Annotated in this window: 7 protein-coding genes and 1 tRNA gene; 3 read left to right on the forward strand and 5 right to left on the reverse strand. The window is 68.1% G+C overall.

Features of this window, described 5'->3' with window-relative positions; genetic code table 11:
* The first annotated feature begins 22 nt into the window (after window positions 1-22).
* The gene (locus FS787_RS12535) at window positions 23-1072 is read left to right on the forward strand and encodes an EamA family transporter (protein WP_144672735.1); all 1050 of its coding nucleotides are present in this window, start codon (window positions 23-25) and stop codon (window positions 1070-1072) included.
* Between the two features lie 654 nt (window positions 1073-1726).
* Here the strand turns inward: FS787_RS12535 and FS787_RS12540 are convergent.
* From FS787_RS12540 to FS787_RS12555, 4 genes are all read right to left on the reverse strand, one after another.
* Window positions 1727-2368, reverse strand: a complete 642-nt coding sequence (locus tag FS787_RS12540) for a TetR/AcrR family transcriptional regulator (RefSeq protein ID WP_144672736.1) — start codon at window positions 2366-2368, stop codon at window positions 1727-1729.
* A 50-nt stretch (window positions 2369-2418) separates the two neighbouring features.
* Window positions 2419-4455 carry a YhgE/Pip family protein gene (locus tag FS787_RS12545; RefSeq protein ID WP_144672737.1) on the reverse strand — a complete coding sequence of 679 codons (2037 nt, stop codon included), beginning with the start codon at window positions 4453-4455 and terminating at the stop codon, window positions 2419-2421.
* A complete protein-coding gene (locus FS787_RS12550) occupies window positions 4452-5168 on the reverse strand; it encodes an ABC transporter ATP-binding protein (protein WP_260982535.1) in 717 nt (238 codons plus the stop codon). The genes FS787_RS12545 and FS787_RS12550 overlap by 4 nt, the downstream gene beginning before the upstream one ends.
* Before the next feature lie 104 nt (window positions 5169-5272).
* Complete coding sequence (locus FS787_RS12555) at window positions 5273-6730, reverse strand: NAD(P)/FAD-dependent oxidoreductase (protein WP_144672738.1); 1458 nt, start codon at window positions 6728-6730, stop codon at window positions 5273-5275.
* A gap of 106 nt (window positions 6731-6836) precedes the next feature.
* On the opposite strand from FS787_RS12555, the gene FS787_RS12560 reads away from it, so the two are divergent.
* The gene (locus tag FS787_RS12560) at window positions 6837-7619 is read left to right on the forward strand and encodes a FadR/GntR family transcriptional regulator (protein WP_144672739.1); all 783 of its coding nucleotides are present in this window, start codon (window positions 6837-6839) and stop codon (window positions 7617-7619) included.
* 150 nt (window positions 7620-7769) lie between these two features.
* Here FS787_RS12560 and FS787_RS12565 read toward each other — a convergent pair.
* Window positions 7770-7843: transfer RNA gene (locus tag FS787_RS12565), tRNA-Arg, on the reverse strand.
* 275 nt (window positions 7844-8118) lie between these two features.
* Here FS787_RS12565 and FS787_RS12570 point away from each other — a divergent pair.
* Window positions 8119-9951: a phosphoenolpyruvate carboxykinase (GTP) gene (locus FS787_RS12570; protein ID WP_144672740.1), complete on the forward strand. Its 1833-nt coding sequence runs from the start codon at window positions 8119-8121 to the stop codon at window positions 9949-9951.
* Window positions 9952-10040 lie beyond the last annotated feature (89 nt).

Below are 10040 nucleotides of genomic sequence, written 5' to 3' on the forward strand. Positions count from 1 at the left end.
CCGGAACCGGCATAGTGGCAGTGTGAACCCTCGCCATTCCGCCCTGGCCCTGCTCGTCGCCGTGCTCTGGGGCGTCAATTTCGTCGCAATCGACCTCGGCCTGCACCCGGACGGCGCGGAGATGCCGCCGCTGCTGTTCGTCGCCATGCGGTTCATCCTGGTGGTCGTTCCCTGCATCTTCTTCATCCGCAAGCCCGACGTGGGCTGGAAGGCAATTGTCGGCGTCGGGCTGTTAATGAGCGCCGGACAATTCGGTCTGCTGTATTTGGCCATGGCCTTGGGAATGCCCGCGGGCCTGGCGTCGCTGGTCCTGCAGGCGCAGGTGCTGCTGACTGTGCTTCTGGCGGCGGGCTTCCTTGGCGAACGGCCCAGCCGGCGGCAGCTCGCCGGTGTGGTGCTGGGCGTGGCAGGTCTCGCTGTGGTGGCCGTCGGACGCAGCCTGGTGGCCCCTGTGCTGCCGCTGATGATTGTGCTCGCCGCGGCGTTGTCCTGGGCGGCGGGCAACATCGTGGCCCGTAAGGCGAAGGCAGCGTCCGGGTTGGGGCTCGTGGTGTGGTCGGGGGCCGTGGTGCCGCTGCCGCTGCTGGGCCTGTCCCTGCTGGTTGACGGGCCGTCGGCGGTGGGGCAGGCCCTGGCGGAAGTCCAACCCGTCACCCTGCTGAGCGCCCTTTATACGGCCATCTTCGGTTCCCTGGTGGGCTACGGAATCTGGAACAGGCTGCTGGGACTGTACCCGTCCTCCGCCGTGGTGCCGTTCACCCTGCTGGTTCCGGTGGTCGGGATGACGACGGCGTGGCTCGTCCTGAGTGAGGTGCCGACCCCCGCCGAGGTGATCGGCGGGCTCCTGCTGCTCGCCGGGGTGGCGACGGCGGTGCTGCGCCCCTGGAATATTCGGGCGATGCGGGTTCGACGGCGGGACCGGCGGGCGCGGGATCAGCGTCGGGTCGACGTCCGGGCCGGGGGACGAGCCGCAGGTTTGGGAGCGGACTTCGCAGCTGACGTCCCTCCGGCGGAGGCCGCCCGCTTGAGTCCGGAGGATGCCGCGCGCGGGGCTGGAACCCGGGCCGACTGAGACCCGGCGGATTGAGACCTGGCCGGCTGGGATTTGGCCGCCTGGGACCCTGCCGGTTGGGACCTGGCCGGCTGACCCGGCCTGCCCGCTGCGGACCTCGGTGCCGGGCGTGGCGCGGCGGTCCGGGACGGTGCGCCGCTGGGGGCAGCCGCCCTGGGGGCCGGGCGTCTCTGTGCAGGGCGCCTCGCGGCCGGCGCCGGCCGCCGTCGCGGCGCAGCGCCGGCGGTACGCGGACGCCTGCCCCGGCCCGGCAGGACAGTTCCGGCGACCAGCAGGAGCAGCGTGGCCGCGCCGAAAGCGGCGGCCAGATAGAAATAGAGATCCGGGTGCTCCGCATCCACACGGGTGGACATGGCGTCCGGATCAGGATTGAAGGCCAAGCCCCACTGCCGCAGGAACGCAACGCCAAAAGCGATGAACAGGATGCTTCCGATCCCGCTGGCCGTCAGGGTCCGGTGCCGCCGGCGGATGACAACCTCGGCGACGCAGGCCACGTAGGCCGCGCCTGCGGCCGCCAGGAACCACAGGAAGACGGTTTCGTGCAGCGTGATGCCGGTCAGCGCCAGGAGCGCCAGAGCGGCGAGAAACGCACCGATGGCAATCTTGCCGCTGTTACCCATGTGGCCCATGTGAATCATCATCCCCGAGCGGGGGCTACTTCACGATGTAGCCGCGCATGGAGGCCATAATTGCCGCGACACTTTGCTCACGGGTCCGCTCCGGGTTGTAAGTCTGCCGGTCCAGGCCCACCACGAAGCAGGCCCCGAAGATCGCGGTTTCCAGGCTGCCCCGGGACACCGCCGGATCCACCGGGTAGACAGCCGCCACACCGTCGATCGCCGCGCTCACCACGGCGAGCAGCCGTCCGCGGAGCTCAGCGAAAGTATCCTGCCACTCGCTGGGGGTCCGCCAGTTCTCACTGACCCACAGCCGGGCAAAGGACGGGTACTGGTCCATAAAGTCCATGGCCTGGCCGATCATTTCGTCCATTGCCGCCAGCGGATCCGCCGCATCATCCCTGACGCTCAGCAGGCGTGCCAGCAGGATGTCCACTCCGTGGCGCAACAGCTGGGCGATCAGGTCCGATTTGCTGCCGAAGTTGTAGTACACGGTGCCCTTGGAGACCCCGGCGGCCGCCGCGATCTCATCCACCGTCACGCCTGCCACGCCGCGTTCGCCGATAAGCTCCATCGAGGCCTCAAACAGCTTCTGCTTGGTCGCGTTGGTGCGGGCCGGCCGGAGCTTCTTCACGGTGTCCGCCGGCGTGCCAGCGTCAGATTCCCCGGCAGTATTCACGGCAGTTTCCACACCTCCGGCGCCCGCAGGTGTGCTGTTGGCGCGGCTGCTCATACGGTGATCTCCGGTTTCAGGGTCTTCAGCGTCCAGTACTTGTGCTTTCGGACGGCCAGGGTGGACAGGACCATTCCCAGCAAAGTGTAGCCAAGCAGCCCCAGCATCGTGGGCAGGATGACGGCGAGGTCCGCGCCGTAGACCAGGTGCCGCATGCCGTTGACCACGTACCCCATCGGCAGGAGCTGGTGCACCACGTGGAGCGGCTGGGGCGTTGTCTGCCACGGGAAAGTCCCGCCGGAGGAGACCAGCTGCAGCACCAGGAGGATGAGCACCACGAGCTTGCCGGGGGATCCGAGCAGGGCGACGACGCCCTGGATGATCGCACTGAACGCCATAGCGGCGGCCAGCATAAGGAACCACATCAGCCAGGGGTGGGCGGGGTTGAGCCCCAGCCCCACGTCCACCACGAGCGTGAGGAGGCTCGCCTGGACGGCGGAGACGGCCAGGAACGGGAACCAGCCGCCTACGGCGATCTTCCACGCCGGGGCGTTCGAGGCCAACGCGCGCTGGGTGACGGGCCGCATCGCCTGGATCAGCATAAAGACGCCGATCCACAGGGCCAGGGTGAGGAAGAACGGCGCCAGCCCGGCGCCGTAGGAGCCGGCCTTGGCCTGCGAGACGTTGCTGACGGCAACCGGATCCGCCATCACCTTGGCAAGGCTGTCCTTCTGGGCATCATTGGGGTTGGGGACCTGGCCGGTGCCCTTGGCGAGTTCGGCCGCGAGTGTTCCTGCGCCCTCGGAGGCGGTGGCCGACCCGTCTTCCAGCCGGTCGGCGCCGTCGTCGAGCTGCCGGGCGCCCTCGGAGAGTTTCGCGGTGCCGTCCAGTGCGCTTTGCTGGCCGGCGGCGAGGGTGGACGCCCCGCCGGCCAGCCGGTCTGCGCCGGTGGAGGCCTTGGTGATGGCGTTGGTGAGCCCGGGTGTGGCCGCGGCGAGCTTGGCGGCGCCGGCGCTCACCGAAGCCGCGCCGTCTGCGAGTTGCTGGATTTGCGCGGCGTCGGACTGAATTTTCTCCTCGGCGTCAGCCGCCGGGGCCGACGCCGCAGCAGTATCAAAGTCAGCCAGGATGCTGTCCGCCTGGGCCGGGGTGATGATTCCTGCGGCCATCAGCCGGCCGTTGGAGGCCACCACACGGTTCCTGAGCCCCTGGTCAGCCGCGTCCAGCTGCCTGACGACGTCCTGCACCTTGGTGTTCAGCGCGGCGTTTCCGGCAGCCACCTGGGCGGCGCCGTCGGCCAGCTTTTGCGAATCGGCTGGCAGGGAGGCCGTTTTGTCCTTGAGCTGCCCCAGCCCGTCGCTGAGCTGGGAGGCCCCCGTGCTGAGTTCGTTGGCGCCGTCGCGCAGTCTGACCTGCCCGGCGTAGAGTTCGCCTGAACCGGCGCTCAGCTGTGTGTTTCCCTCGTGCAGGGTGACCGCCCCGTCATGGAGGCGGGCGACGCCGTCGGCCAGTTGCCCGGCGCCGTCGGAGGCCTTGAGCATCTGGGAGTGGATGGTCCCGAAACCGGTGAGGAGCTGGTTGGCGGTTTCCTCACCCACCTCGGCGGCAACCGTGGCGTGCACGGCGGTGGTGAGCTTGTCCACGATGGTGCTCAGGAGATAGTTGTTCGCGTCATTGGTGGTGACATTGAGCATGGCCTGGCTGGCGGCGTCGAAGCTCCCGGGGGAGACCAGGTTCGCCGAGAAATCCTGGGGGATCTTGAGGGCGAAGGCGTACTTGCCCGTGCTCACACCCCGGTCCGCCTCTTCGGTGTCGGAGACCGTCTGCCAGTTGAAGACGTGACCGTCCACGAGGCTGTCGGCGACCTTCCGTCCGGCCTCGAGCCGGGCGCCGTCGGCGGAGGTGGCGCCGGTGTCCTCCACAACGAGGGCAGCGTCAATCTGATCCAGGTTGCTGTAGGGGTCCCAGTTGGCGTAGAGATACACCGCGCCGTAGAGCAGGGGGACCATGATCAGCGCCAGGATGGTGAGCTTCGGCAGCAGGCCGCCGGTCATGCGCTTGAGTTCGGAGCGGGCCAGCCGCAGCACAGTCACTTTGCGTCCTCAGTTTCAGGTGTCGTGTCAGGTGTGGTGGATGCTTCCAGGGGTCCGGCGGGAAAATCGCAGTCGGGGGGAAGATCGCCGTCGGAGACTCCATTGCCGATCGTCGCTGCCGGGCCGGTCCATCCTGCCGGGAAGCTCATGACGGTGGCGACGACGGCGAGGGGCCGGCCGGCGTCGTAGGCCAGGTTTTCCAGCCGCGGGAGCCAGTCGTCGGGATTGCCGTGGCGGTCCGGGGAATCCACCACAAGCAGATCCGTCTGCGGGTTCGCCAGGGCAAGTGCCGTGAGCAGCTGGACCCGCCGGCCGGCCGGAAGCTGCTCGGCCCAGAGCCCGGCGATGTCCTCGAACCGGTTGACCTTAAGCCAAGGCTTGCTGGCCACGGGTCCACGGTGGCGGCGCGGGATCAGGGACAGGTCCTCGGTGACAAGGTCGCGGACGCTGAGGTGCTGCTCGGGTTCGTTCACCCCCGGGGAGTCCACCACGGCGCTCGCCTGCCGCAGGGACTTGATCCCGGGCCGCCCGTCCCACTCAACGTGGCCGGCGGAGGATTTCAGGCGTCCGCTCAGGGCCAGTGACAGGGCCGTGCGCTGGTCTTGGCGGATGCCGGAGACCAGCAGGAGTTCACCGCGCCGGACCTGAAGGGACGTGGCTGGCAGCAACTTGTCCCGTCTGCCGTTCACGGAGAGCTGTTGCACGCGGAGCAAGGGGAGCCTTTCGCAGATGGATGTCTACGACAAGGCTAACTAAACTGACCGGTCAGTTCAAATAGTGTGAGCAAGTAGACCGCCGGAGCGGCCTGCAGACCGGTTCAGAGCCCGTACTCCTCCAGCAGCTTCAGCCAGACTTCGCTGATGGTGGGGTAGGCGGGCACGGCATGCCACAGCCGGTCCAGCGGCACTTCGCCGACGACCGCGATGGTGGCGGCATGCAGCAGCTCGGCAACGTCGGGTCCCGCGAAGGTGGCGCCCAGCAGCACCCTGCGGTCCTCGTCGACCACCAGTTGGGCCCAGCCCTCGTACCGTTCGGCGTGCAGCGAGGACCCTGCCACCTGGATGGGCAGTTCCACGGAGGACACCCGGAAACCGTCCCGTTCCGCCTGCCGCACCGTCCGGCCCACAGTGGCCAGTTCCGGATCGGTGAACACAACGTTGGGCACCGCGTGGTCGTCGGCGGTCCGGGCGTAGCGGCTCCACGCGGCGGCCTCGCCCCTGAGCTCGCCCTTGGCCCGGGCAGCGATGGCGTCACCTGTGGCGCGCGCCCCGTACTTCCCCTGATGCGTCAGCATGGCCTTCCCGGCGGCGTCGCCCGCAGCGTACAGCCACGGGTCGGCGTCGTTCCCGGCGGCGCCCGCGACGAGGCCCGTGGAATCGGTGCTGAGCCGGAGTTCCGTCCCTTCCGCGGCGGCGAGGCCGATGCTTTCCAGTCCGATCCCCTCGAGGGCGGGGTGCCGGCCGGTGGCGACCAGGACCTTGTCCGCCGTCACCGTGGCGCCGCCCTCCAGCTCAAGGGTGAGGGAATTATCGTCATTCTCGCGGACACTGTTCGTGCCGGTGTGGAGGTGCAGATCCACGCCGTCCGCGCGCAGCCCGGACGCTACCAGCGCGGCGGCCTCCTCCGGGAAGGCCCCCAGCAGGCGGCCGCGGGCCACCAGGGTCACCGAAGCGCCGAGCCGGGCGAACGCCTGGGCCAGTTCGGTACCGGCCACGCCGCCGCCCAGGACAGCCAGCCGGCCCGGGATCTCACGGGCGGACGTCGCCTCCCGCGTGGTCCAGTAGTCCACCTCGGACAGGCCCTCGACGGGCGGCACGGTGGGCGCGGACCCCGTGGCCACCACAACGGCGTGCCGTGCCGTGAGCACATAGCTGTTGCCATCCACTCCGGCGACTTCAACCATCCGGGTGTCCGTGATCCAGCCGTGGCCGCGGATCAGCTCTATCCCGGTTTCTTCGACCCATTTAACCTGGCTGTCATCCTGCCAGTTGGACGTGAAGTAGTCGCGGCGCTTCAGGACGGCGGCCGCGTCCAGGGTGCGGGTGACGGCTTCCTCGGCGCCGGGGACGGTCTGGGCGCCGTGGAGTGCGGTGCCGGGACGCAGCAGCGCTTTCGACGGCATGCAGGCCCAGTAAGAGCATTCGCCACCCACCAGTTCCGCTTCGATGAGCACTGCCGTGAGCCCGCCCTGCACCGCGCGGTCCGCCACGTTCTCGCCCACGGCGCCGGCGCCGATCACAATGACATCGAATTCCCGATCAAACTGTTCCGTCATGGCAAAAGCCTACGCCCGGAGCCGTGACGTGAACGTCCACGGGAACCCTTTGCAGGACGTGGGACCACCGCTACTGTTGGGATCATCTTTGGGGGAGGGGAAGGCCATGGCGCCAGGCAATGTGACCGCAGGCGGACCGGCCGCCGGCTGCGCGGGCGCGGCTCTCGGCAGGTCCATTCCGCCGGCGAGGTTCAGCGCCCAGGCCAGGCTGAAGGCGCTGCAGGCCGACATCATGGAACTCATCCTGGAGCGCGGGCTGGAAGCGGGGGACGCGCTGCCGACGGAGAACGAACTGTCCGCCGAGCTGGGCGTCGGCCGGAACACCCTGAGGGAATCCCTGAAGGTCCTCCAGGCCCTGGGCGTGATTGAGATCCGCCACGGCTTCGGAATGTTCGTGGCCCCCAGCAATTTTGATGCCCTGGCGGACGGTCTCACCTTCCGGGGCCGGCTGTCGCTGCGGCATCACGGGCAGGAAGCCCTGCAGCTCGTGGAGGCGCGGCAGGCGCTGGAGTCCGGGCTGATTGCAGGCGCCATGGACCTGATGACCCCGGAGGGCTTGCGGGCCGTCGAGGACGCCGTGCTCCGGATGGAAGCCTTGGCCGGCGCGGGGGAGGGTTTCGACGAAGCTGACGCCGAGTTTCACCGCAGGCTGTTCGAGCCGCTCAACAACTTCCTTCTGATCAGCCTGCTGGGCGTCTTCTGGAACGTGTACCGGCGGCTTCACATGGACCTGGCCGGAGCCGAGGGGCCCTGCCTCCAAGGGGCGGCGGCCCTGCACCGGGAGATCTACGAGGCCGTGGCCGCGGGCGATGCGGTTCTGGCTGCGGAACGCCTGGGCAGCCATTTTGACGCGATGCGCCGCCGGATCGCGGCTGCCGTGGGGGCGTAGGGCGCCGGGTCGCTGCCCGGGTTTCCGCTACGGTTTGAGACCAACGCGGCCCGGATCCGGCACGCGTGTGTCCGAAACCGCCGCGGATTTCCGATCGGGCCGGAAAACAAAAGATCCGCACCGGCGGACCGGTGCGGATCTTTTTCTCTGTGCGCCCAAAGGGATTCGAACCCCTGACCTTCTGTTCCGTAGACAGACGCTCTATCCAGCTGAGCTATGGGCGCATTCTCAGTTCTTGGAACTTCTCGCTCCCCGAACCTCGAATTACTTTACGCGAGGTGGGGCCGCAGATACAAATCGAAACGGGTGTAATCTGGACTACTAGACCGGTCTACGTGACCTTAGTCACAAATTGTCGCCTTTTTGTGGCAGGTATTCCTTGGATTTCCGCGGTTTTCGATTTCCGGGCGCCCGGACGTCTGACATCTCGCCCCGATTTCGGGGGGTGATCTAGCCCTACATTTAGGAAACACCACTGAACCCGAGGAAGGGAACCGTAATGGGAGATCTGGCGCGACTGCCGTTGCTTGAAAAGGCACCCACCACACATGCCGGCCTGCTGGCGTGGGTGGAAGAGGTGGCCGAACTGACTCAGCCGGACCGGATCCACTGGGTAGACGGCTCCGAGGAAGAGAACACCCGGCTCACGGACGAGCTCGTCGCCGCGGGCACGCTGACCCGCCTGAACGAGAAGCTGTTCCCCAAATCTTTCGCGGCATTCTCCGACCCCGCCGACGTGGCCCGCGTCGAGGAGCAGACCTTCATCTGCTCCGAGAACGAACGCGATGCAGGCTTCACCAATAACTGGATGGCCCCGGCGGAGATGAAGGAGAAGCTGCGCGGACTGTTCAGCGGCTCCATGCGCGGCCGCACCATGTACGTCATCCCGTTCGTCATGGGCCACCTGGACGCCGAGGACCCCAAGTTTGGCGTGGAAATCACGGACAGCGCCTACGTGGTCGCCTCCATGCGCATCATGGCCACGATCGGCACCGACGTCCTGGACAAGATCACCGCCACGAACGCGTTCTTCGTACCCGCCCTGCACTCCCTCGGCGCACCGCTGGCCCCCGGCCAGGCCGACGTCGCATGGCCTTGCAACCCGGACAAGTGGATCGTGCACTTCCCCGAAGAGCGCTCCATCTGGTCCTTCGGCTCCGGCTACGGCGGCAACGCCCTGCTGGGCAAGAAGTGCTACGCCCTGCGCATCGCGTCCGTTATGGCCCGCGACGAGGGCTGGCTTGCCGAGCACATGCTCATCCTCAAGCTGACCTCACCGGAAAAGAAGAACTACTACATCTCCGCGGCCTTCCCCTCCGCCTGCGGCAAGACCAACCTCGCCCTGCTGGATCCCACCATCGAGGGCTGGAAGGTCGAAACCCTCGGTGACGACATCACCTGGATGCGGATCGGCAAGGAAGGCGAACTGCGCGCCACCAACCCGGAGGCCGGCCTGTTCGGTGTCGCCCCGGGCACCGGCTGGGGCACCAACCCCAACGCCATGCGCGCCATCGCCAAGGGCCACAGCATCTTCACCAACGTGGCCCTCACGGACGACGGCGGTGTGTGGTGGGAGGGCATGACCGAAGAGACTCCCGCGCACCTGACCGACTGGCAGGGCAACTCCTGGACGCCGGACTCGGACCAGCCCGCCGCCCACCCGAACTCCCGCTTCTGCACGCCGATCTCCCAGATCGACATGCTGGCCGAGGAGTACTTCAGCCCGGACGGCGTCGAGCTCTCCGCGATCCTGTTCGGCGGCCGCCGGAAGACCACCATCCCGCTGGTGACCCAGTCCCGCACGTGGTCCAACGGCGTGTTCATGGGCTCTACGCTGTCCTCCGAGACCACAGCGGCCGCGGCCGGCCAGGTGGGCGTGCTGCGGCGCGACCCGATGGCCATGCTGCCGTTCATTGGCTACGACGCGGGCGACTACCTGAACCACTGGGTCAATCTCTCCGCCAAGGCCAACCAGGAACGCCTGCCCAAGATCTTCCTGGTCAACTGGTTCCGCCGCACCGCCGACGGCGGCTTCGCGTGGCCCGGATTCGGCGACAACTCCCGCGTCCTCAAGTGGGCCATCGAGCGCATCGAGGGCAAGGCGGACGCCGTCGAGACCCCCATCGGCTACGTGCCGGCGCCCGGGTCGCTGGACCTTACTGGCCTGGACCTCACACACTCCCATGTGGACGATGCCGTCCGCGTGGACCCCGAGGAATGGGCGGCGGAACTGGCCTCGATCGAGGAGTGGTACGCCCAGTTCGGCGACTCGCTCCCGGCGGCGCTCCGCTCCGAACTCGAAGGCCTGAAGGAACGCCTGGCAGCGCAGTAGCAGCCAGCTGACAGCACGACGGGGGGGGCGGGGGGGGGCGCGGGGGGGGGGGGGGGGGGGGGGGGGGGGGGGGGGGGGGGGGGGGGATG

The organism is Arthrobacter sp. U41, assembly GCF_007679325.1.
GTDB lineage: Bacteria > Actinomycetota > Actinomycetes > Actinomycetales > Micrococcaceae > Arthrobacter.

What these genes read in the sequence shown, in the direction of transcription:
- FS787_RS12555 (WP_144672738.1), bottom strand. Translation starts at nt 6,730, where the DNA reads ATGACGGAACAGTTTGATCGGGAATTCGATGTCATTGTGATCGGCGCC.
- FS787_RS12560 (WP_144672739.1), top strand. Translation starts at nt 6,837, where the DNA reads ATGGCGCCAGGCAATGTGACCGCAGGCGGACCGGCCGCCGGCTGCGCG.
- FS787_RS12570 (WP_144672740.1), top strand. Translation starts at nt 8,119, where the DNA reads ATGGGAGATCTGGCGCGACTGCCGTTGCTTGAAAAGGCACCCACCACA.